Origin of the sequence: Paenibacillus wuxiensis, assembly GCF_040195695.1 — a bacterium.
GTDB lineage: Bacteria > Bacillota > Bacilli > Paenibacillales > Paenibacillaceae > Paenibacillus_B > Paenibacillus_B suaedae.
Map to the genome: position 1 here is coordinate 276411 of NZ_JBEFZI010000001.1, position 22103 is coordinate 298513.

Annotated in this window: 22 protein-coding genes and 2 pseudogenes; 21 read left to right on the forward strand and 3 right to left on the reverse strand. The window is 47.1% G+C overall.

Going from position 1 to position 22103, the window contains the following annotated elements:
• Positions 1-3 precede the first annotated feature (3 nt).
• The 21 genes from spoIIIAF (at position 4) to spo0A (ending at position 19877) form a co-directional block, all read left to right on the forward strand.
• The gene (gene spoIIIAF / locus ABN764_RS01195; protein WP_446670705.1) at positions 4-819 is read left to right on the forward strand and encodes a stage III sporulation protein AF; all 816 of its coding nucleotides are present in this window, start codon (positions 4-6) and stop codon (positions 817-819) included.
• A gap of 130 nt (positions 820-949) precedes the next feature.
• The gene (gene spoIIIAG, locus ABN764_RS01200) at positions 950-1618 is read left to right on the forward strand and encodes a stage III sporulation protein AG (RefSeq protein WP_021252986.1); all 669 of its coding nucleotides are present in this window, start codon (positions 950-952) and stop codon (positions 1616-1618) included.
• A gap of 46 nt (positions 1619-1664) precedes the next feature.
• On the forward strand, positions 1665-2417 hold the full coding sequence (locus ABN764_RS01205) for a SpoIIIAH-like family protein (RefSeq protein WP_021252985.1): 753 nt from the start codon (positions 1665-1667) through the stop codon (positions 2415-2417).
• A gap of 419 nt (positions 2418-2836) precedes the next feature.
• On the forward strand, positions 2837-3337 hold the full coding sequence (gene accB / locus ABN764_RS01210; RefSeq protein ID WP_028533131.1) for an acetyl-CoA carboxylase biotin carboxyl carrier protein: 501 nt from the start codon (positions 2837-2839) through the stop codon (positions 3335-3337).
• A gap of 48 nt (positions 3338-3385) precedes the next feature.
• Positions 3386-4729, forward strand: a complete 1344-nt coding sequence (accC, locus tag ABN764_RS01215; RefSeq protein ID WP_446670706.1) for an acetyl-CoA carboxylase biotin carboxylase subunit — start codon at positions 3386-3388, stop codon at positions 4727-4729.
• A gap of 106 nt (positions 4730-4835) precedes the next feature.
• Positions 4836-5246, forward strand: coding sequence for an Asp23/Gls24 family envelope stress response protein (locus ABN764_RS01220; RefSeq protein WP_021252982.1), 411 nt, complete (start codon positions 4836-4838; stop codon positions 5244-5246).
• A 67-nt stretch (positions 5247-5313) separates the two neighbouring features.
• A complete protein-coding gene (amaP, locus tag ABN764_RS01225; protein ID WP_021252981.1) occupies positions 5314-5853 on the forward strand; it encodes an alkaline shock response membrane anchor protein AmaP in 540 nt (179 codons plus the stop codon).
• Between the two features lie 15 nt (positions 5854-5868).
• Positions 5869-6099 (forward strand): DUF2273 domain-containing protein, encoded by a 231-nt coding sequence (locus ABN764_RS01230; RefSeq protein ID WP_446670707.1) that lies wholly within the window; start codon positions 5869-5871, stop codon positions 6097-6099.
• A gap of 230 nt (positions 6100-6329) precedes the next feature.
• Entirely contained in the window at positions 6330-6806 is a 477-nt protein-coding gene (nusB, locus tag ABN764_RS01235; RefSeq protein WP_446670708.1) for a transcription antitermination factor NusB, read from the forward strand.
• A 53-nt stretch (positions 6807-6859) separates the two neighbouring features.
• The gene (folD, locus tag ABN764_RS01240) at positions 6860-7729 is read left to right on the forward strand and encodes a bifunctional methylenetetrahydrofolate dehydrogenase/methenyltetrahydrofolate cyclohydrolase FolD (RefSeq protein ID WP_021261775.1); all 870 of its coding nucleotides are present in this window, start codon (positions 6860-6862) and stop codon (positions 7727-7729) included.
• 42 nt (positions 7730-7771) lie between these two features.
• Positions 7772-9127 (forward strand): exodeoxyribonuclease VII large subunit, encoded by a 1356-nt coding sequence (gene xseA / locus ABN764_RS01245; protein WP_174808822.1) that lies wholly within the window; start codon positions 7772-7774, stop codon positions 9125-9127.
• A 5-nt stretch (positions 9128-9132) separates the two neighbouring features.
• Positions 9133-9393 carry an exodeoxyribonuclease VII small subunit gene (xseB, locus tag ABN764_RS01250; RefSeq protein WP_021252976.1) on the forward strand — a complete coding sequence of 87 codons (261 nt, stop codon included), beginning with the start codon at positions 9133-9135 and terminating at the stop codon, positions 9391-9393.
• Entirely contained in the window at positions 9359-10300 is a 942-nt protein-coding gene (locus ABN764_RS01255) for a polyprenyl synthetase family protein (protein ID WP_051249861.1), read from the forward strand. Before xseB ends, ABN764_RS01255 begins: the two co-directional genes overlap by 35 nt.
• 750 nt (positions 10301-11050) lie before the next feature.
• Positions 11051-11677, forward strand: coding sequence for a hypothetical protein (locus ABN764_RS01260; RefSeq protein WP_021252974.1), 627 nt, complete (start codon positions 11051-11053; stop codon positions 11675-11677).
• Positions 11658-13559, forward strand: a complete 1902-nt coding sequence (gene dxs / locus ABN764_RS01265; protein WP_446670709.1) for a 1-deoxy-D-xylulose-5-phosphate synthase — start codon at positions 11658-11660, stop codon at positions 13557-13559. Before ABN764_RS01260 ends, dxs begins: the two co-directional genes overlap by 20 nt.
• A gap of 45 nt (positions 13560-13604) precedes the next feature.
• A complete protein-coding gene (locus ABN764_RS01270) occupies positions 13605-14432 on the forward strand; it encodes a TlyA family RNA methyltransferase (protein ID WP_446670710.1) in 828 nt (275 codons plus the stop codon).
• Between the two features lie 130 nt (positions 14433-14562).
• Entirely contained in the window at positions 14563-15018 is a 456-nt protein-coding gene (locus ABN764_RS01275; protein WP_021252971.1) for a hypothetical protein, read from the forward strand.
• A 120-nt stretch (positions 15019-15138) separates the two neighbouring features.
• A complete protein-coding gene (gene ahrC, locus ABN764_RS01280; RefSeq protein WP_005546729.1) occupies positions 15139-15588 on the forward strand; it encodes a transcriptional regulator AhrC/ArgR in 450 nt (149 codons plus the stop codon).
• A gap of 24 nt (positions 15589-15612) precedes the next feature.
• Positions 15613-17337 (forward strand): DNA repair protein RecN, encoded by a 1725-nt coding sequence (gene recN, locus ABN764_RS01285; RefSeq protein ID WP_065293214.1) that lies wholly within the window; start codon positions 15613-15615, stop codon positions 17335-17337.
• A 122-nt stretch (positions 17338-17459) separates the two neighbouring features.
• Complete coding sequence (gene spoIVB, locus ABN764_RS01290; RefSeq protein ID WP_446670711.1) at positions 17460-18869, forward strand: SpoIVB peptidase; 1410 nt, start codon at positions 17460-17462, stop codon at positions 18867-18869.
• A 183-nt stretch (positions 18870-19052) separates the two neighbouring features.
• Positions 19053-19877 (forward strand): sporulation transcription factor Spo0A, encoded by an 825-nt coding sequence (gene spo0A / locus ABN764_RS01295; RefSeq protein WP_021252968.1) that lies wholly within the window; start codon positions 19053-19055, stop codon positions 19875-19877.
• 340 nt (positions 19878-20217) lie between these two features.
• Here the strand turns inward: spo0A and ABN764_RS01300 are convergent, their stop codons facing one another.
• The 3 genes and pseudogenes from ABN764_RS01300 to ABN764_RS01310 all read right to left on the reverse strand — a co-directional run.
• Entirely contained in the window at positions 20218-20577 is a 360-nt protein-coding gene (locus ABN764_RS01300) for a YhjD family protein (RefSeq protein WP_446670712.1), read from the reverse strand.
• Positions 20578-20760: 183 nt separating this feature from the next.
• Positions 20761-20874, reverse strand: a pseudogene (locus tag ABN764_RS01305) (IS630 family transposase); the annotation flags it as partial.
• A gap of 689 nt (positions 20875-21563) precedes the next feature.
• Positions 21564-21962, reverse strand: a pseudogene (locus ABN764_RS01310) (DinB family protein); the annotation flags it as partial.
• Positions 21963-22103: the final 141 nt, after the last annotated feature.

Here is a 22103-nt window from a genome sequence, read left to right on the forward strand (position 1 = left end):
GAAATGAGCTGGTTAAGTCAATGGATGAAAGAGATCATCATGATAATTCTACTGGCAACGTTCATTGATCTGCTTCTGCCCAATCGCTCGATGCAGCGATACGTCAAGCTAATGCTTAGCTTAATTATTTTACTAACCTTATTATCACCTGTCCTTAAGCTGTTCGATGCAAGACTGGCAGATCAATTAGCAAGCGAATGGAGCTCTACGTTGTCATCCACGTTAACCGCAGAGCGAAATCAGTCAACGAGCGTAAACGAAATCCGAAGACAAGGAGAGTTGCTAGCCCGTGAGCAGGAAGGCAGTGCGCTGCGGCTTGCAGAAGCGGAAATTGGCAGTCAGATGAAGGAACAGCTTGCGCTTGCCTTTCGTCACAGTGTTCAAAATGCCAACGGTACGAAGAGGAACATCTCGGAGGAACAGGTACAAGTGGAGCAGTTGCAAGTCAAGCTTACCCGCAATGCGAAGGGGGAACCAATCATTGAACGGATAGAGCTTGCTCTTTCTGCCGGACAGGCTGCTGTGAGCGAAACCGATTCTATAGATTTCGTTAATACTGACGGCACAGTGGAGGCTGTGAAGCCGGTTCATCAAGTACAGATTCAATCAGGCTTGATTGGACAAGAGGGCCAGGAGACGGGGCAGTCTCAGCGATCGAAGGAAATCCCAGTAGCAGGATACACTGAACAGCTGGGGGAAGAGGCCGAACAGTATCGCAGCAAGGTTACGAGTCAAGCGATACGCTCACTGATGACCTCTTGGATTGTGAATGCGGAGCAAATCAAGGTGGAGTGGAAACGAGCTGAACCAAAGCTGTAGGACAGCCATCCTTTGGTCATGCGCTCAAGCAGGTGAAAATCATGAAAAAACAAGCATATTTTCTATACGGTAGCATATAGGTGAAATAGGACAAGTAAGACAAGTCCATTCGATAACGAAGGAGTAGATCATGTTGGCGAAATGGTTGCAGCAGATTGAAACGTGGATCGGAAAAGGCAGCAACGGTTCCAAGCGCGTCCGTTCGTTCCGCTGGCTGCTCCTGCTCGGTCTTGTCGGCGCAGCGCTCATATTGTTCGGCTCGTTCCAGCCTCAGGGAAGCGGCGGAGGGTGGTTCGGGGGCAAAGGCAGCGCAGACAAAGAGCCGCCGGCTGTCGGGGCCTTTGACTCGATGGAAACCAAGAATTCATCTGATAAGGCTTCATCGAATGTATTCGAGTCCATTGAGCAGTCATTTGAAGCACGCGTCAAAGGCATTCTGGAGGGAATTGTCGGCGTCGGACAAGTTGATGTGCTTGTCACGATTGACTCCACAGAGGAACTGATTGTTCAGCGCAACTTCAAGGACAATCAGCAGCAGACCGAAGAGACAGATTCGAACGGCGGCAAGCGGCACACTACCCAATATACGCGCGATGGTCAAATCGTGACGCTGGAATCCTCGGGAAATCAAGCTCCAATCGTGACAAAGCGCATTAAGCCGAAGGTGCGGGGAGTCATAGTCGTTGCGAAAGGGGCAGAGAATGCGACGGTGAAGAAGATGGTCGTCGATGCTGTCGAGAAAGGCTTGAATGTACCGGCTTATCGGATATCGGTCGTTCCACGCAAGATTGCTCAATAGGTAAGCTTGAACGAGAAACTGAATGAACATTAGGAGGTAATGAAGAATGAATACGAAAAGACAGACGATATGGTTAGTGTCTATGCTGAGCTTGATGGTCGTATTGTCCGCATATTATTTGTTCACGGAGGACACAACAGCTCCAGCGAAGCAAACGGTAGACAATGTACGTTCAGAACAGACATTGAAAGGTGATGCAACAGAAGTTGGGCAATTGCCAGAAATCAAAGTCACTGAGGTATCTACAGGGCATGGTGCTGATCCAAGCGTCAATGGCAAAGACGCTGCATCCGAAGCTAAGGAGAACAGCAGCAAGAGTGACGGGACCAATCCTTCTGCGACAAGCACTGGCAAGGACGATGAAGCCAAGAATGCTGGAAATGAGACTAGCGCTGCTGCGAAGGAAGACCAAGAGAAGGCGATGCTGGACAAAGTTGAAGCAGAAGGTGTTATGAAGCGGAGCTCTATTGAAGAACTGCAAATGCAGCGTGCAGAGAAGTATCAGCAAGAGATGGAGAAACTCATGAGTGACCTGAACTCAACCAGCAGTGAGAAGACTGCTGCAGTCCATGACGAAATGGGCAAGCTGGAAGAGCATGAGACGAAATTATCAAACCTGGAAACGGAGCTGCAGAAGCAGTATCAGAGTGCAGTCATCACACAGGATAATGATAAATATCAAGTGCTTGTGCAGAGCAATAAGCTTGAAGCCAAAGATGCTGTTGAAATAGTAGATAAAGTCATGAAGGACTTGAATGTGACACAAGATAAGATTGTTGTAGAATATGTCAGTGAATAGCGAATGTACTCGAATCTAGCCCAGTTGCAAACTGGGCTCTTTCCATTTGGAACGATTATGTTATAATACTAACGTCTGTAGATTGTCCTTTTTTGAAGGTTGTTCAAAAAGACAGCTTATTTTTGAGAAAGCAACGGAAGGTCTCTCAGCATGGAATCTAGCATTCAAATCACAAGGATTGTCGCATCGAATATGTCATTTCTTCTGCGGCAACACGGCACTCTGCTATGCATGCAGCTTAACAGCTACTTGTGCGCACTGCTGAACAGATTCGGTATTATATTCTGCATAGACAGCATGCGCTGAGCGTCCTTGCGGATCTCTGTTGCGGAATACCGCTCCCTTTTTGGACATGTATTTGCAGTATGAAACTACCTTGCTATAAGAGACTTATCAATTGTCACGAGGAGTGAAACATGTTGTTCAAGATTGGCGAAATCAAAGAACTGATCAAGCTGTTGGACCAAACTTCCGTGCAGGAATTGGAAATCGAGAACGAAGGTTATCGTCTTTCCATTCGCAAGCCCGGCAAGACTGAAGTCATTAGTGTTCAGCCAGCACCTGCACAGCCTACATATACCCCGGTTCCAACTGTACCTGCACAACCAGCAGCTGCAGTTGAGACAGCTCCTGCACAGCCAGCAGTAGATGTTGTTGCCGACACGAAGGAGCAGGCGGGATTGCATAAGATTGTGTCTCCGATGGTAGGTACATTCTATCGTGCTTCTTCACCAGACACGCCTCCATTTGTGAATACGGGAGATAAAATTAACGAGAAATCGGTCGTATGTATTTTGGAAGCGATGAAGCTAATGAATGAGCTCTTAGCTGAAGTCAAAGGCGAAATTGTTGAGATTCTTGTAGAAAATGGCCAGTTGGTTGAGTTCGGCCAGCCTTTATTCTTGGTGAAGCTGGATTAGTGGATGCTATCATCCCGAACAGATGTAAAGCCAAGGAGGTTTAAAACATTGAAATTTCAGAAGATTCTAATTGCTAACCGTGGTGAAATCGCTGTTCGTATCATTCGTGCTTGCCGAGAACTTGGAATTGCAACGGTTGCAGTCTACTCGGAAGCCGATCGTGATTCACTTCATGTACGTCTTGCAGATGAAGCGTACTGTATTGGCCCTACATCTTCCAAGGACAGTTACTTGAACTTTACGAATATAATGAGTGTTGCTACATTGACAGAATGTGATGCAGTACATCCTGGCTATGGTTTTTTGGCGGAGAATGCTGACTTTGCTGATATTTGCGAGTCATGCGGCATTACATTCATTGGTCCTTCTTCCAATGCGATTGAGCGTATGGGAGACAAGGCTGTAGCGAAGCAGACGATGAAGGATGCAGGAGTTCCTGTCATTCCTGGTTCTGACGGTCTCGTTGAGAATATCGAAGAAGCTCTTATGATCGCACGCGATATCGGTTATCCTGTCATCATTAAGGCAACTGCCGGCGGCGGTGGCAAAGGGATCCGAATTGCGGATGATGAAGAGATGCTGGTCAAGCAAATTACGACAGCACAACAGGAAGCAGAGAGAGCCTTCGGTAATGCCGGCGTTTATTTGGAGAAGTATTTGACGGGCATGAAGCATGTTGAAATCCAAATTATCGCAGACAAGCATGGTAATGCAGCTTATCTAGGCGAACGTGACTGCTCCGTGCAGCGCAGACGTCAGAAGCTGGTTGAGGAAGCTCCATGTCCAGTGCTGACGCCAGATATTCGTATGAAAATGGGCGAGGCAGCTGTACGCGCAGCACTCGCTGTTGACTACTCGGGTGCAGGTACTTTGGAGTTTCTGTTCGGTCCAGACGGCAATTTCTACTTCATGGAGATGAATACTCGTATTCAGGTTGAACATCCTGTTACCGAGATGATAACTGGAATTGACCTTATTCAAGAGATGATCCATGTAGCGGAAGGCAATCCATTATCGTTCCGACAAGAGGATGTTCAGCTTAATGGATGGGCGATTGAGTGTCGTGTTAACGCAGAAGACCCAGATCGCAACTTTATGCCTTCCGCAGGGCAAATTCAATTCTATTTGCCTCCGGGAGGAGCGGGTGTACGTGTGGATAGCGCAGCATATCCAGGTTGTGTGATTTCTCCGCACTATGATTCCATGATTGCGAAGCTGATCGTGTGGGCTCCTACTCGCGAACAAGCGATTGAACGTATGAAGCGTGCACTTGCGGAGTTCGCGATAGAAGGTATTCATACAACAATTCCGTTCCATCAACGGTTGCTGCGGCATCCGAAGTTCGAGCAAGGGGATTTCGATATTAAGTTCCTGGAAGAGCATGAAGTCTAGAACGTCATCATGAGTAATTTGTCATAAAAATAGACAAATGCTATAGTTATGATTATGACGGACAAGAACTGCCTCTTTTCAAAAAATAATGAGGAGTGTGTAACGGATGAATCAGACGATTATTCCGGAATTTGAGCGTACTGATCTTGGCAATATTCAGATTGCTCCTGACGTGATTGCAGTGATCGCTGGTCTAGCTACTATTGAAGTAGAAGGTGTAGCGGGTATGAGCGGTGGCTTTGCAGGCGGTATTGCTGAATTACTTGGCCGTAAGAACTTGTCCAAAGGCGTTAAGGTTGAAGTTGGACAACGTGAAGCTGCAGTAGATGTGAACATCATCGTAGAATATGGTCGTCGCATTCCTGTGATTGCTGATGAGATTCAGCAGAACGTAAAGCGCTCCATTGAGATGATGACAGGTCTTCATGTTGTTGAAGTGAACGTGCATGTGCATGACGTGCATTTTAAATCGCAAGAGAAACCGGAAGAAACGGAAGTATCTACGCGAGTGAAATAATGACGGCAGTAAACCCCCTCCTGGTGGCAGGGGGTTTACTGCCATTCCATGAGGAGGGTCGTCAAGCGTGAGCAGAATTGTAGACAGACTGTTGTTGTTTGTGTATAGTTTGGTCATTGGTTCGTTATCGGTAGCAGCCATTTTAGCTGCATTAGGCTTCATTCCCGAACGGCTTGATCCAACTCAGCCTCTATGGCTGCAAACAACAGTAATAGCGGTTGCGGCCGTTATTTTATTGCTTAGCATCCGCTTCGTTTACGTTTCAATGCGTCGTGAGCGGAAGTCAATGTCATCGATTGATCAACGCACCGATATTGGTGATATTAAGATATCGATAGAAACGATCGAGAACGTGGCGTTGAAGGCAGCGTCGCGCGTCCGTGGTGTTAAGGACTTAAAGGCACGAATCCGCACCAATGAATCAGGGCTCGATATCACGATTCGCACCGTTGTGGACGGGGAGACGGCGATACCAAGCATGACGGAGGATGTTCAACGCCAGGTTCGCGATTATGTGCAGGAAATTACCGGAATACCGGTTTCTTACGTTTCGGTATACGTCGCAAATATTGTGCAGACGCAAACCTTTAAAGCGCGCGTTGAATAGGTGGTGAGCTGTCCGATGTGGAAGGAAATATGGGAGAGTCACGGCGGACGTCTATTCGGCGTCACGGCGGGCATTTTTTTTGGCATCTTGTATCTAATTGTTGGTTTTTGGGATATGCTATTTTTTGCACTTCTTGTATTCATCGGATTTGCAATCGGCAGACAGCGGGATCTGAAATTAGGCCCCTTGTTCCCGTTTCAGCGAATTGGAATGTGGATGTCTGAACGTTGGAGAAGGTTGAAGTAGTCCTATGGACGCTCCGAACGACTGCTTGACCGCCGGTTCTGGCCGACGGAAGGGAATCGGGGAGCTTCATAGGATTTTTTTCACAAATAAATCGTAAGTAGATGCATCGAAGTGCTTAAAATCGTAGTAACGGTGGCAATTGCCTTGATGAACAGTAGAGTGCATGCGCTAGTGAATTGAAGGAATACGAATTCGACATGTCGGATGCTTTACATGCAGGAGGAAAAATCATGAAAAGACGCATCGCCAGAGAAATGGCTATTCAAAGTTTGTATCAGCTTGAAATGACAGAGGTAACGCCACATCAGGCTGTTGCTATGATTGTGCAAGAATCTGCACAAGACAATGAAATAGGTGTTAAGCATGAGCATGCGGAAGCCATGCATGCTCATGTATTGGAATGGGTACGAGCTACATGGGAGCATCACGTTGAGATCGACGAGCTTCTGGCACGTTATTTGAAAGGGTGGCACGTCGAGCGTTTGTCCAGAGTGGATAGACAGATCCTTCGTCTGGCTACGTACGAAATGAAATATCGCGATGATGTCCCTCCTAAAGTAGCGATCAATGAGGCCATCAATTTGGCGAAGCACTTTGGTACGGACGAGTCCGGAAAATTCGTCAATGGAGTTCTAGGGCAGATGATGCGTGATATGGACGGAGCTTCTACTACGGAAGCTGCAAAGGAAGAAACAACAGAAGAATAGAAGTAAGTTCAGCTTGGATGACAATGTCGAGTATTCGGATGGAGGCGCAGAGAATGATAACAGCAACTTTATTGGATGGTAAGGCATTATCTCGTACAATTCGTGAGGAGATTACGGCGGAGACCGCTGGGCTGAAGGACAAGGGGATACAGCCAGGGCTGGCTGTCGTTCTCGTTGGTGAAGACGCTGCTTCGCAAGTATATGTGAACAGCAAGCATAAGACATGCTTGGAGCTGGGCTTCAATTCGGAAGTACATCGTCTTCCGGCAAATACGTCTCAGGAAGAGCTTCTGGCCCTTGTTCATCGCTTGAATGAAGAACCTTCCATTCACGGAATTCTTGTGCAGCTTCCGCTGCCGAAGCATATTGATGAGAAGGCTGTCATCGATGCAATTGCCGTTGAGAAGGATGTGGATGGATTCCATCCTGTCAGTGTCGGTAATATGGTCATCGGGGATGACTCTTTATTGCCTTGTACGCCAGCAGGCATTATGGAAATGCTGAAACGCAACCAGATTGACGTTGCTGGCAAGCACGCTGTTGTTATTGGGCGAAGCAACATTGTAGGCAAACCGATATCTCTCCTTCTTCAACGTGAGAATGCAACAGTTACGATGTGCCATTCTCGGACTGTCAATATGAAGGAGATTACCAAACAGGCAGACATTTTGGTTGTTGCGATTGGTCGCGCTAACTTCGTGGATCGTTCTTATATTAAGCCAGGTGCAGTCATTATCGATGTGGGCATGAACCGCCTTGAGAACGGTAAGCTGGCTGGAGATGTTGACTTTGAGGACGTGAAGGAAATTTGCGGCCCGATTACACCTGTACCAGGCGGTGTAGGACCAATGACAATTACAATGCTCATGTTCAATACACTCAAGGCCGCCAAACGAATACATCACATTGCGCACAACGAATAGTTGTGCGCTGTCTGTCATTGGGAACGAAAGGGGGCAGACAATGTGTCCGACGATGCACGAATATTATCAATTAAAGAAGTGAACCGCTACATCCGCATGAAGATGGAAGGCGATCCAAGGCTTCAGGATGTATGGCTTCGTGGAGAGATATCGAACTTCACACATCATTCAAGCGGGCATATGTATTTCACATTGAAGGATTCTGATAGCCGTATACGTACGATTATGTTTGCTTCGCACAATCAAAAGCTGGCTTTTCGTCCGAAGGAAGGAACGAAGGTCATTGCTCGCGGCAATATTACGGTGTATGAACGGGATGGTCAATACCAGTTCTATGCGATGCATATGCAGCCTGATGGAATTGGAAGTCTGTTCATGGCCTTCGAACAGTTGAAGGAGAGATTGAACGCGGAGGGATTGTTCGGGCAGGAACGCAAGCGAAGTATCCCGCGTTATCCTGCTGCAATCGGCGTCATTACTTCGCCGACAGGTGCTGCTGTACGGGATATCCTCATTACGCTGCGCCGCCGTCAGCCCGGTGTTGCGGTATTGCTCTACCCCGTATTAGTACAAGGAACACAAGCGGCAGGATCGATTGCTCAGGCGATCGAGGCGATGAACCGCAGCGGCGAGGTGGACGTGCTGATTGTGGGCCGCGGCGGAGGATCGCTAGAAGAACTATGGGCATTCAATGAAGAAGTGGTTGCGCGAGCAATCGCTGCATCGACGATCCCGATCATCTCAGCGGTTGGACATGAGACTGACTTTACGATTTCGGACTTCGTAGCCGATCTTCGAGCTCCTACACCTACGGCAGCGGCCGAATTAGCGGTAGCAAATCGTGAAGAGCTCAGGCAGCATCTTACACATGTAAATCGCAGGCTGCAATCGGCAATGAATCGTCTCTTGAATCAGAACCAGGAACGGTTGCTTCGGGCACAGCAATCTGCCGTGTTCCGCAAGCCCGAACAGTTGATGATGAAGCATGCGGATAAGGTTGCGCGCCTGCAGGAGCAGTTAACGTACCGGTTGCAGTTGATCCAAGGCCAATCTTCACAGCGATGGAAGGAACTGCGTGGTCGATTGCGTGAACAGACGCCAGTACATCAAGTGCGTGCTGCACGCAAGCGCTTGGATGGCAATCAGCATCAACTCGTTCAGTCGATGGCTGCTATCACGAAGCAAAAGCGGATGGAGGCAGCTGGGATGATTAGACAGCTGGACGCGCTTAGCCCACTTAAGATTATGTCAAGAGGGTATAGTCTTGTGTATGATGAGCAGGAGGCGAAGCTGATCCGCTCGATCGAAGAAGTGCAGCTTGGAGACGTAGTGCGGGTGAAATTATCGGATGGCCAATTGGATTGTCATGTATGGTCGATGAAAGGAGAGCGTGAATAACTCTCATGGAAAATAAAGAGACTATTGAACAATTAAGCTTCGAGGCGGCGATGGATAAGTTGGAAGAGATCGTTGCCAAACTAGAAAGCGGAGACGCTCCTCTTGAACAATCAATTGAGTTGTTCCAAGAAGGAATGATGCTCTCTAAGCTTTGTTCAGAGAAGCTGGAACAAGTTGAACGCAAGATAGAGATGGTAACCGAGCAGAACGGCGAATGGAAGCGCCAGCCGTATGCAACAGAGGAGACGGGTGATTCGATTGATTAATTATCAATCGGCCGGAGTATTTGCCGATTATGTGAAGCAGCAGGCAACTCGGATTGAATCGATACTGCCGAAGATGCTGGATAGCAAGCGCAATACTCCTGAGCCGCTAACACAATCGATGCATTATTCGTTAATGGCAGGCGGCAAGCGGCTGCGGCCAGTATGTGTGTTAATGGCCTGTGATAGCTTAGGGGGCAACACACGAGCAGCGGAGCCGGTTGCATGTGCCATCGAGATGATTCATACGTACTCATTGGTACATGATGATCTGCCTGCAATGGACAATGATGATCTACGCCGCGGCAAGCCGACCAATCATAAAATCTATGGTGAGGCCATGGCAATTCTCGCTGGAGACGGTCTGTTGACGCAGGCTTTCCACTGTATTGTGCAGAGCACACGCCAGCATGGTGTTGCAGCTGAGGTATCCTTGTCTATTGTAGAGGAATTGGCAGAGTATGCAGGGATGAACGGGATGGTCGGCGGGCAGGCTGCTGACATGCTCGGTGAGCAAGGGATTACGACGTTGGATCAGCTGGAATACATCCATCTGCATAAGACAAGTGATCTTATTGTATGCTCCCTCCGCGCAGGCGGGCGGATTGGTGGCGCATCGGAACAGCAGCTGCAAGCGCTGACGACCTATGGTTATAAGCTTGGGCTCGCCTTTCAAATTCAAGATGATATATTGGATGTCATCGGAGATGAAGCCATGCTGGGTAAGCCGAAGGGAAGCGATGAGAAGAGCGGGAAGGTTACCTATCCGTACTTCATCGGCCTTGAAGAATCGAGACAGGAAGTGGAACGCTTGACTGAGGAAGCGAAGGCTGCAATTGCGAATGCAGGGTTCCAAAAACCTGAGCTATTGGTTGGCATGGCAGATTATTTGATGAAGCGAGACCATTAATTGGCGAGTATTTAGGCACTATTTATGTTATAATAGGCCTTGCGTAGAGTGGTGCAGTATTCTAGTCGGCCTACCAACGCTGAAGGCGGGCCTAAAAATTCGCTAAAGGGCACATCGATGAAGTTCCTGGTGTTGGCTTTCGACGCCCAGTCGGGGGCTGATGCTGGGAGTTAAGGTTGTGGGGCGATCCACAATGGCATGTGGGCGTTGACCCCGCTTCCGCGGAGGCCCAAGTGCGTGGTATGACGCCCTCGAGCGTCGCATTACGGCTTGGGGTATGAACCTACATTACGAGTCGCACATTGCAATTCTTCATTCTATTATGAAGCGTGATGTACGTACCCGGCTTGTTTGTAGCGTAGCCTGCCTTGAGTGAGCCTGCGGGGATTGCGGATGTGTAGATTCGGTGGACTTCGGCCAAAGTACGCATGAATCGTATGCCGTATGAAATCTAGCTTGCAAAAGAGGCTAGGGGTTGGTTCAGGGCTGCCCGAGGAAAACTCCTAGACTGTTCACTGGCGTGAAGCTTCTTAAGGATTATAGTGTGGACTAAGTGGTAATTCAGTCTGGCGATTGGCGACAACGTCAAGGCGCTCTTAATTGGAAACGGCCTGCTCGGCGACGAGGAGGCGAGCATCTGGGAAAACCTACTGGACCTAAGCCACAGCGTTTACTTGAGAAGTTGCCACTCTTAACTTTACGTAACTGATTTGACAGTTCTAACACATAAAGGATGGAACATCACATACAATGAAATTCTCTTTCAAACATTCCGTTCGGTGGAGCGTATTTATTTTCATCGTCACATTTGCTCTAGCAGCTATTTTTTCCGTCGTATCGACTTCGATGCTGGAGGGAGTAGGCTGGGGCATCGGGATGGTGATCGTGCTCCTACTCGTGCTCATCGGAGTGTTTTTTGATATGATGGGGTTATCTGCAGCGGCAGCGAAGGAGACACCTTTTCACGCCATGGCTTCTGAGAAGGTTGCTGGCGCGAAGCAGGCGATCGCAATCGTTCGTAACGCAGACCGATTCTCCAACTTCTGTAATGACGTGATTGGCGATATGACTGGAGTAATCAGTGGGTCGGCTACAGCAATTGTCGTTACGAACTTGTTATATTCGATGGATGCTGACTCCGCAGTAATGAAGACGGTAACGAGCGTTGTCTTCACAGGACTCGTATCAGCATTGACGGTTGGCGGGAAGGCACTCGGAAAATCCTTTGCTATTTATTACGCCACTCCGATCGTCCTGCTAATTGGGAAGTGTTTCTACGTGTTGGAGACGAAGTTCAATATTTCGTTCTTCACCGTGAAACGCAGCAAATCGAAACAACGAAAGCGAGGGAAATCCCGTGCTGCTCGAACAGATTAATCAACCTAGCGACTTGAAGCAGTTGCCTAAGGAGCAACTGGAGCCGCTAGCGGCCGAAATTCGTCAATTCTTAATTGAAAAGCTGGCAGTGACCGGAGGTCATCTAGCATCTAACTTGGGGATTGTTGAGCTAACGCTTGCCCTGCATTATTACTATGACAGCCCGAAGGACAAAATGTTATACGACGTTGGCCATCAAGCCTACGTTCACAAAATATTAACAGGACGCAAGGATCAGTTCGATACATTGCGCCAATATAAAGGTTTATGCGGCTTTGTGAAGCGTGCAGAGAGCGAACACGATGTATGGGAAGCCGGACACAGCAGTACGTCTTTGTCCGCCGCAATGGGGATGGCATTGTCCCGTGACCTGCAAGGTCAGGATAATCGGGTAGTCGCAATCATAGGAGACGGTGCGCTCACAGGCGGTATGGCGCTGGAAGCATTGAACCATATCGGGCATGAAAAGCGCAAGTTGATGGTTGTGCTGAATGACAACGAAATGTCCATTGCGCCAAATGTAGGAGCATTACATAATTATTTGTGTAAAATTCGCTCTGACCGCAACTATAAAAAAGCCAAAGAAGAAGTTGAACAGTTGCTCAAAAAAATTCCGGCTATTGGCGGTAAGCTGGCTAAAACGGCAGAACGCGTGAAGGACGGACTGAAATACCTAGTCGTCTCCGGCATGCTGTTCGAAGAATTCGGCTTGAAATATTTTGGCCCTGTAGACGGTCATGATATTGATAAGCTTCTGGACATTTTCCAGCAGGCAGACCGTATCGATGGACCGGTTCTCGTCCATGTTGTAACCCGCAAAGGGAAAGGATATTCACCAGCTGAAGCCGATTCCCATAAATGGCATGGGGCAACACCTTATAAGATTGAATCCGGCCAGCCCCTTAAATCAGTGGGCACACCGAATTACACCGATATCTTCAGCGATGTGCTCATTGAGCTTGCTGAGCAAGACGAGCGAATCGTGGCAGTAACACCTGCAATGCCAGGTGGATCAGGACTCTTGAAGTTCGAGAAGCTGTATCCCAACCGGATGATTGATGTAGGTATCGCAGAGCAGCATGCAGCAACGATGTGCGCTGCTATGGCTATGGAAGGAATGAAGCCTGTTTTTGCGGTATATTCAACCTTCCTGCAGCGAGCGTACGATCAGGTTGTACATGATATTTGCCGTCAACAAGCTAATGTCATCTTTGCAATTGACCGAGCGGGCTTCGTAGGCCCAGATGGGGAGACGCATCAAGGGGTATATGATATACCATTCTTGCGTCATATCCCGAATATGGTCATTATGATGCCGAAGGACGAGAATGAGCTTCGTCATATGATGAAGACGGCTGTTGATTATGACGCAGGCCCGATTGCCGTTCGCTATCCGCGTAATGCGGTTGTAGGGGTGCCAATGGACACCGAATTGAGCCCGATTCCAATAGGAACGTGGGAAACCGTTCGGAATGGAGATTCAGCGGCTGTTCTGGCTATCGGTCCGATGGTGCAGGTTGCAGAGGAAGCAGCAGAGTTGTTGCGAAAAGAAGGCATTCGTATTCGAGTGATTAATGCGAGATTTGTTAAGCCGCTTGATAACGAGATGCTGCATCAGCTAGGGAAGGATCGCATTCCGGTAATCGTGTTGGAAGAAAGCTCGGCAATCGGAGGTTTAGGTAGTGCTGTACTGGAATGGTATGCTAACTATGGCGTTTACGATATGAGAGTGAAGCCAATTGGGGTTCCTGATTGCTTCGTCGAACATGGTAGCATTAAGGAACAGCGGAATGAAGTTGGCTTAACACCTGAACGGGTTGTGAAAGAGGTTCATTCGATGTTATTCGCAACAGGCGGCAATAATCGGTTGACTCGGGCTTAATTATGTTCGCATTGATGAATGAATGGAATGAGACGGGAGTACAGAATGTCTATACCGAAGGAACGAATTGATGTCCTGCTCGTCGAGCAGGGGTATTATACGAGTAGAGAGAAGGCCAAGGCTGCCATCATGGCAGGCCTTGTGCTTGCAAATGCGGAACGAATTGAAAAGGCTGGCATGAAAGTACCGCGTGATGCTGCAATTACCGTGAAGGGAGCGGTTCATCCTTATGTGAGCCGCGGCGGACTTAAGCTGGAGAAGGCGATCCAGCAATTCGGATTGGACATGCAGGACGCTGTAATGCTTGATATTGGAGCATCTACTGGGGGATTTACCGATTGCGCATTGCAAAATGGTGCACAGAAGGTGTATGCGGTAGATGTCGGCTACAACCAGCTTGATTGGTCTTTGCGCAATGATGATCGGGTAATCGTCATGGAGAGAACGAATTTCCGATATACGGAACCAGGGGATTTAGTAGGACCGGTACCGGATACAGCTTCTATTGATGTTTCTTTTATTTCCTTGAAACTGATCCTACCACCACTTGCGCGATTGCTGGCTAAGCCTGGACGGGTAGTTGCACTGATTAAGCCTCAATTCGAAGCAGGGCGTGAGAAGGTTGGCAAATCGGGAATTGTTCGTGAAGCAAGCACACATGAGCAGGTGTTGAGAGAGATTCTTGATTTTGCTGCCTCGATCGGTTTCCAATTGGAAGGGTTAACGTACTCTCCAATAACGGGCGGAGAGGGCAATATTGAATTTCTAGCGTACTGGAATGTGCCTGAACTTACGGAAGAAGAAGTGCCGCATGTATCACGCGATCTGATCGCTGACATCGTGAGGGAGGCACATACTACGTTCCGATCCTAGCTGGCAATGGAACATGCTGTAGAAGAAACTCATCCGGGACAAGCATCCGTCGGATGAGTTTCTTTTGCACCATAGCACGTATCTAATCAAATCTATATGCGCATAGGCTGCGAACCAGGGGTGAATTTCGATGGGTGATCGTTGGATCATGGGATTGATCGGAATTGGTTTGGCTGTATGGATTGGATATGCAATACGACATTATATGCGAACACCTGAAGCGATGGAGAATGTGTGCTTATCCGAGAGATATCCGCAGGATGATGAAATTGTCGCATTGCTTGAGTCAGCGGGTTACGAGATCATTGGCGGCAAGTATTTTGTGCCAATTCAGATTCAGATGAACGGAGAAGAGCTAGAGTCCACGAAATTGTGGATTGATATGGTCGTCAAACGGGGCGAACAATGGTATATTGTTCGTATCGTACGCGAACGGATGCAGCTCGATTGGAGCGCTAGTGCGATTCGCAGACATTGGGGAGCTTACTTCGCGGCATATCCTGAATGTGATGGGCTGCTTGTCGTTGATATGGCAGAGCGGCGAATTCGCATGCTTCATATGGAGTTTGGGGAAGCAGAAGCTTGACCCTTGCAAGATTAGGCGTAGGTATGAAAGAATGGCAAGCGAACAATGCAATATGAAAGTTATCGCAATAAGCAAATAATAAGTCATGGAATTATGGTGTAGACAGTATGGAGGGCATGCATGAAAGGACAACGACATATTAAAATCCGAGAAATCGTAATGAATAACGATATTGAGACGCAAGACGAGCTGGTGGATTCATTGCGCAATGCAGGGTTCCATGTTACTCAAGCAACTGTATCTCGGGATATGAAAGAATTGCATCTCATTAAGGTGCCAATGGACAATGGCCGATATAAATATTCACTCCCAATCGATCAGCGCTTCAATCCTGCACAGAAGTTAAAGCGGTCACTTCTTGATAACTTCGTCAGTGTAGACAGCGCTGAAAACTTAGTAGTCATGAAGTGTCTACCAGGTACAGCAAATGCGATCGCTGTATTGATGGACTCGATTGAATGGCCTGAAATTATGGGCACGGTATGCGGTGATGATACAATCTTGATCATTTGCCGTACCAAAGAATTGAGTCAGAGTGTTGTTGATCAAGTGATGAGTTACATTTCATAAGTGTTCTTCCGGGAGGGGTTCTTCTTGCTAGTAGCTATATCTATCCGCAATTTGGCGGTTATTGAATCGGTACAGCTGCGGTTTCACCGTGGATTTCATGTCTTAACGGGGGAAACGGGCGCGGGCAAGTCGATCATTATTGATGCGTTAGGTCTTATCGGAGGAGCAAGGGGATCAGCAGATTTTGTTCGATATGGGTGTGATCGCGCGGAAGTCGAGGCTTCGTTCGATCTTGCCATTGATCATCCGGTATGGGAGGCGCTTTCCCGCTTAGGGATTCAGGGAAGCAGTGAAGAGCTCCTCATTATTCGCAGGGAATTGACCGCGCAGGGCAAGAGCATGTGCCGGATCAATGGTCAAATGGTTACGTTGACGATGCTGCGCGAAATCGGTGAGCTGCTCATAAATATTCATGGGCAGCATGAGCACCAATCCCTGCTCAAGGTTGAGCGTCACTTGGACTGGCTCGATGCTTATGGCGGGGAAGAGGTTGCAGTACTTAAGCGGAAATATCGTGATGATTACGGATGCTTCATGGCGCTGCAGCATGAATTGAATCAATTGAAGGAAACGAGTCAGCAAGCCTACCAGATGCTTGATCTGTACCGGTTCCAGATTGAGGAGCTGCGCAATGCACAGTTAAAAATTGGCGAGGATGAATCATTAACGGAAGAAAAGCGCAAACTAGCCAATGCGGAGCAGCTTATGGATCATGTAAATGTATCTTATGAACGCTTGTATGGCCAAGGTGCAATGGATTCCGTTAGTGTCGCAATTTCCAAACTTGAAGATGTGCTCATGTACGACACAGTTAAGTTTCAGCCTATAATTGAGCAAATGCAAAATGCGTATTATCAACTGGAAGATGCGGCTTACCAGCTCCGCGATTACCGTGAGAATATCGAGTTCAATCCGGAACGCCTTGAACAAATTGAGGATCGACTGGATCAGCTGACTTCATTGAAGCGCAAGTATGGCTCAACTGTTGAGGAGATGCTTGAATATTTAGCCAAGATTGAAGATGAAGCTGACAAGCTGGAACATAAGGATGAACGCATATTGAAGCTCGAAGCAGAGACACAAGAACGTCTGGGTAAGCTCGCTAAGCGAGCGCAAGCCCTGAGTGATGCTCGCCGAGAGTTATCACTGGAATTGACGAAGCGAATTGAAGCGGAACTGCAGCATCTTCATATGGAACGTACTCGGCTTGATGTCCGTTTGGATCGATTGCAGGATGGACAAGGCGGGCATGAGGTCGACGGTGTATCTGTTCGCTTCACGAAGAACGGATGGGATGATGCAGAGTTCCTTATTTCACCGAACCCTGGAGAGCCATTGCGTCCGCTCCATAAGATCGCATCTGGCGGTGAGTTGTCACGTATCATGCTTGCCATGAAGACAATCTTCGCCGAAGTTGATCGAATCCCAGTGCTCGTATTTGACGAAGTGGATACTGGCGTAAGTGGCCGGGCCGCTCAAGCCATTGCTGAGAAGCTTGCTGAAGTGTCTCGGAGTGGACAAGTATTCGCTATTACTCATCTTCCACAGGTTGCTTGCATGGCTGACCACCAATACTACATCGAGAAGCAGGTTCGAGATGAACGAACTTCTACTCAGGTACATGAATTGGAGGATGAAGGTCGTATTATCGAGCTTGCTCGCATGCTGGGCGGTGTGGAAGTAACGGAAGCGACTATGCATCACGCACAAGAAATGCTTGAATTGGCTGAACGTCAAAAAGGTGCGTAATTCTAAGGGATTTAGGAATCATTTTCACTTATAAAACGTAGGGGCCGGGGATACCTTAAAGTTACGAAATGGGCACGTCTCTTTTCGTCAAGCTTCCGTCTAACAAAGGAGTGTGACCACCTTTGAACCCCAACGTCAAACGACTGCTTGGCCTAATGCTCGTCATTCTTGTATGCTTAAGCACTACAACAGCAACCTTTCGCACGTATGCGGCGCTGCCGAATCAACTGAGGTTATTTGAAGGACAGCAAACGAAGCTTGATCTCGTGATGCCTGTTCAGGCTTCAGCGACGGTAGATCGACCGGATATTTTGCGTGTGAACGGCGAGAATCGACCTACATTCCAATTATCACCGAATCGTCCAATTTCATTACAGTCAGCCCAATCTGGTCAAGCAGAGCTGAAATTGAAGCTGTTCGGAGGCATTCCACTCAAGACATTGAAAGTGAATGTAGTTCCGAATTTGCGTGTCATTCCCGGAGGCCAAACGATTGGCGTCAAAGTCAAATCAGCAGGCATCCTTGTTGTCGGCCATCATCTTGTGAAGGTTGAGGGAGAACGCAAAGTATCTCCAGGTGAAGAGGCAGGTGTTCGCCTTGGTGATCTCATTACGAGTATGAACGGAAATCGATTGAATGATGTAAGCAAGGTTGCGGATATCGTGAAGCAGGCTGGCGAGAACAAACGTCCACTTGATCTTGTAATTCGGCGCGGCGATACAGAAGTGAAAGCTCAGTTGACCCCCGCGTACGATCAGGAGGACAAAACGTGGCGGCTAGGCTTGTACATCCGAGATTCAGCAGCCGGAGTCGGAACTTTGACGTTCTATGCTCCAGACCAAGGAGTGTATGGGGCGCTTGGACATATCATTACGGATATGGACACGCAGACTCCGATCGTGGTGGGGCAAGGTGAAATTGTCCAGTCCCATGTAACTTCCATTTCGAAAAGTCAAAATGGAGAACCAGGTGAAAAACGTGCTCAATTTGTGAAGGAAAGCCGTGTTTTAGGCAATATCGAACGCAATACGCCATTTGGCATTTTTGGTAAGATGGTATCGAATCCAGAACATAGTGTATATAAAGAACCGATTCCTGTTGCATTCCGCGAAGAGGTTAAGGTGGGACCTGCCGAAATGCTGACCGTGGTGAATGGTCAACAAGTGGAACGATACAAGATTGAAGTCGTCCATGTTACGAAGCAATCAGCACCTGCAACCAAAGGGATGGTTATCCGCATAACAGATCCGCGGCTGCTGCAAAAAACCGGAGGCATTGTGCAAGGGATGAGCGGCAGTCCGATTATTCAAGATGGCAAATTGATTGGTGCAGTTACGCATGTGTTCGTCAATGATCCAAGCTCAGGCTATGGATGCTTTATCGAATGGATGCTGCAGGATGCTGGTGTTGTCCTGGCTTCGCCTCAGTCAATGAATGAACAAGGGAAGGTTCACGTTCAACGTGATCCTTCTTTTTCTTTACATCACGACGATCGCATCAATCTTCAGGATATGTCGAATCGATACGAATGAATACGAAATCTGTTGGATCGTTGGACAAATCATTAATTATAATAGAAAAATTTTAAAAAATAAAGAAAAAAAGTTTTCGACAGAAGGAATTTCATCTTTGATGTCGAATAACATGATCTGGAAGCGATAAACACCAAACCGGTTACTATCGTGTGCGAAACTTTGACAAGGGAGGATCCCAAGTTGCAAAAGATCGAAATATTGTTAGCGGACGACAACAGAGAATTTACAAATTTGTTGGCTGATTTCTTATCCGAACAAGACGACATGGTCGTTACTGGTGTTGCCTATAATGGCGAAGAGGTGCTCCAATTCCTTGAGCAGACGAGAGCGGTGCCTGACGTGCTCATTCTCGATATTATTATGCCTCATTTGGATGGTTTGGGTGTACTTGAGCGCTTGCGCAATATGGACTTGTCCCCGCAACCGAAGATCATTATGCTCACAGCCTTCGGCCAAGAGAGCATTACGCAACGTGCGGTTCAACTTGGCGCATCCTATTACATATTGAAGCCTTTCGATATGGACATTTTGGCGAATCGTATTAGACAGCTGGCAGGTGTTGCATCCAATGCTTCGGTAACTGGAGGATCTGCTAGTAACTTAATGACATCATCTGTATCGAAGTCGAATGTTGTACCGCTTGGCAAATCCAAAAACTTAGACGCGAATATCACGTCCATCATACATGAAATCGGGGTTCCTGCGCATATTAAAGGATATCAGTACTTGCGCGAAGCAATCACGATGGTGTACAACAATATCGAAATTTTGGGCTCCATCACGAAAACGCTGTATCCAGCGATCGCGGAGAAGTACAAAACGACACCAAGCCGCGTTGAGCGTGCAATCCGTCATGCGATCGAAGTAGCATGGACGCGTGGCAACATCGACAGCATCAGCCGTCTATTTGGCTACACAATCAACATCAGTAAGTCGAAGCCTACGAACTCTGAATTTATCGCGATGGTCGCTGATAAGCTGAGAATTGAGCATAAGGTGAGCTAACGCCTAGAGCGGTGAGGCTTTGCGGGATCTTTTTATTGTGTACTTGAATAGAGAGCATGGGGTTGATAAATTGGCGGGTGTGAAAAAAGGTCATATCCGTCAATACATCTCCTATGTTCAAGAAAGAGGTAAGTACACAGTACTAACTCGACTGCGCTGCTTTCAAAATCGTCCTTTTAATGGCTCGTCTTCTTTTTCTGAGAGTGGTTTCGTCAATTCCTATCCGATTAGCCATATGACGATTGATAATCTCGTAATGTCCTGAATCATTATTCGACTAATCCTCGTGATTACCTTCGATAGTTAGTGGGAAATTTCCGTCCGCCAACGCTCAGATCCGTCAGCAGCTCCCGTTCATGTACACGCGCAACCTTTCGTTAGCTTGAGCGGTTATGAGCGACCACAACATCCGCATGTTACTCGTATATTCGCGGCACATAAAATCCGCACGTATTCCTTCCGTATCGCGAGTTATTTCGTATACTTTAATTCCACGATTTCTGAGCTCTCGTCTAATCTCCGTCAACAACTTCGTTACGCGATCCATTGCGGCCGAAATCATATCCGTATATATTTCCGGATTTCTTACGGAATCCTCGATAATCTGTTTATCGCGTTCGTATGCGGACAATATCATCGGGAGCAAAATGTAGGATTTTATTAGTTCGAGTCCATCGCCAGTTGCCATCGTAGGAGGCATCGTTAATCACCTCGTAATATTATCGGTCAGTTTACATTACAGGAACGTTTGTTCTTGTTATACGATGAATCAAACGATCGATCAACGTTATTATCCTCGGAAATAAATTCGACTATTTATAATATATAAGTTGAACTAATGATGGCGACTAGAATAACTAATACAAAGCCGATCAGCCACCGTAAAGACCAGTTTGAGTCTTCCTTTCATTTCGTTCAGAAACGGTTTCAGTAATTTTGCATTATGAATACGGGCATTATCCAGTATTAAAACGATTTTTCCTATAGGATAAGCATCGACGACTTTCCGGCGAAATTAAGAAAAATGGGATAGAATATGTAAATCGCCTAATTATGCATAGACAATCACCCAAAACATATGCGGCCCAATATAATATTGGGAAAATTATTTTAAGGATGCATGCCCATGGCAGCATTATGGTATATGACCGGCCTCGGTAATGAAGGTATTGTATGGAGACTTTAACCATTTGCAACGACAAAAACAATGGATTGCAGGGTTTTCCTGGCGTTTGCATACTAATATTAAGATAAGGAGTGATTGTCTTTGTATTATCATCAATCTCAATTTCAACCTCAGAGCTATGGAGAATGTATGAGAAGGTGCATAAATGGAGGGGGGTTTCCAGATGAATGTAGAGCGACATGTAGTCGGCATAAATATCCTGTAAGTCCATACTATCCTGTAAGTCCATACTATCCTGTAAGTCCATACTTTTCATTAAACCCAGTGACCTATTATACTAACCAACCTCAACCATGCCCACCTTGTTATACGCTAATAAAGAAATGTAACCCTGATGGAAGCAATTGTAGTTGGGTTTGTGAATATAAGTGGGACTGTGTTCCTAGATAATACGGCTTTTATGAAACGAACAATCACAGGGCAAAATCCCCTTTTTTGATTAGCCAAACGCAACATAATTGACTTTGTGATGCATTCCTTAATTCCTTAGCGTACGGAAACTTGACGCAGAGTTTCAGCAGCTCTTTGAACGTATACTGTTCTCCATCGGGATATTTCCCAACCCGTTCAAGCTGTTCGGGAGTCAGATTTTCCAGAAGCGGTAGCATGCTGGCCCTCTGGAACAGGAGCAGGTGTTGTTCGCGATCCAACAGTTCATATCCCAGGTTATCCGATCAGGCGTTTTGATCAAATGATAGAAGAAGTGGATCCTCCTCAGCTAAGACTTTTCTCAACCGATGTGTCGATAGTATTTCATCATCCGTCACATGAATCACTATTTGAAGGATGCTCCATTTGTCCGGCGCAGGGTGGAAACGTAGCTCTTCCTCAGACAGACCTTCGACGGCTTCTCGCAGCAGCATACAGTCTTGTTTGTACTCCTCGATTAACTTTCCCATCCAATCTCTCCTTCATCATATTTTGTGTAACAGGTCATATACGATAATATGATTCTTCGTTAGAGAACAATAAACTTCTTGGTTTTAACCAATAAAGTGAAACCCAAAGAGATATATTCATTAAGTCCTCACATATTTGTT

Bases quoted from the DNA above. Each gene is read 5' to 3' on its own strand.
- spoIIIAF (WP_446670705.1), top strand. From the start codon at position 4: ATGAGCTGGTTAAGTCAATGGATGAAAGAGATCATCATGATAATTCTA.
- spoIIIAG (WP_021252986.1), top strand. From the start codon at position 950: ATGTTGGCGAAATGGTTGCAGCAGATTGAAACGTGGATCGGAAAAGGC.
- ABN764_RS01205 (WP_021252985.1), top strand. From the start codon at position 1,665: ATGAATACGAAAAGACAGACGATATGGTTAGTGTCTATGCTGAGCTTG.
- ABN764_RS01220 (WP_021252982.1), top strand. From the start codon at position 4,836: ATGAATCAGACGATTATTCCGGAATTTGAGCGTACTGATCTTGGCAAT.
- ABN764_RS01230 (WP_446670707.1), top strand. From the start codon at position 5,869: ATGTGGAAGGAAATATGGGAGAGTCACGGCGGACGTCTATTCGGCGTC.
- nusB (WP_446670708.1), top strand. From the start codon at position 6,330: ATGAAAAGACGCATCGCCAGAGAAATGGCTATTCAAAGTTTGTATCAG.
- folD (WP_021261775.1), top strand. From the start codon at position 6,860: ATGATAACAGCAACTTTATTGGATGGTAAGGCATTATCTCGTACAATT.
- xseB (WP_021252976.1), top strand. From the start codon at position 9,133: ATGGAAAATAAAGAGACTATTGAACAATTAAGCTTCGAGGCGGCGATG.
- ABN764_RS01255 (WP_051249861.1), top strand. From the start codon at position 9,359: ATGCAACAGAGGAGACGGGTGATTCGATTGATTAATTATCAATCGGCC.
- ABN764_RS01260 (WP_021252974.1), top strand. From the start codon at position 11,051: ATGAAATTCTCTTTCAAACATTCCGTTCGGTGGAGCGTATTTATTTTC.
- ABN764_RS01270 (WP_446670710.1), top strand. From the start codon at position 13,605: ATGTCTATACCGAAGGAACGAATTGATGTCCTGCTCGTCGAGCAGGGG.
- ABN764_RS01275 (WP_021252971.1), top strand. From the start codon at position 14,563: ATGGGTGATCGTTGGATCATGGGATTGATCGGAATTGGTTTGGCTGTA.
- ahrC (WP_005546729.1), top strand. From the start codon at position 15,139: ATGAAAGGACAACGACATATTAAAATCCGAGAAATCGTAATGAATAAC.
- ABN764_RS01300 (WP_446670712.1), bottom strand. From the start codon at position 20,577: ATGCCTCCTACGATGGCAACTGGCGATGGACTCGAACTAATAAAATCC.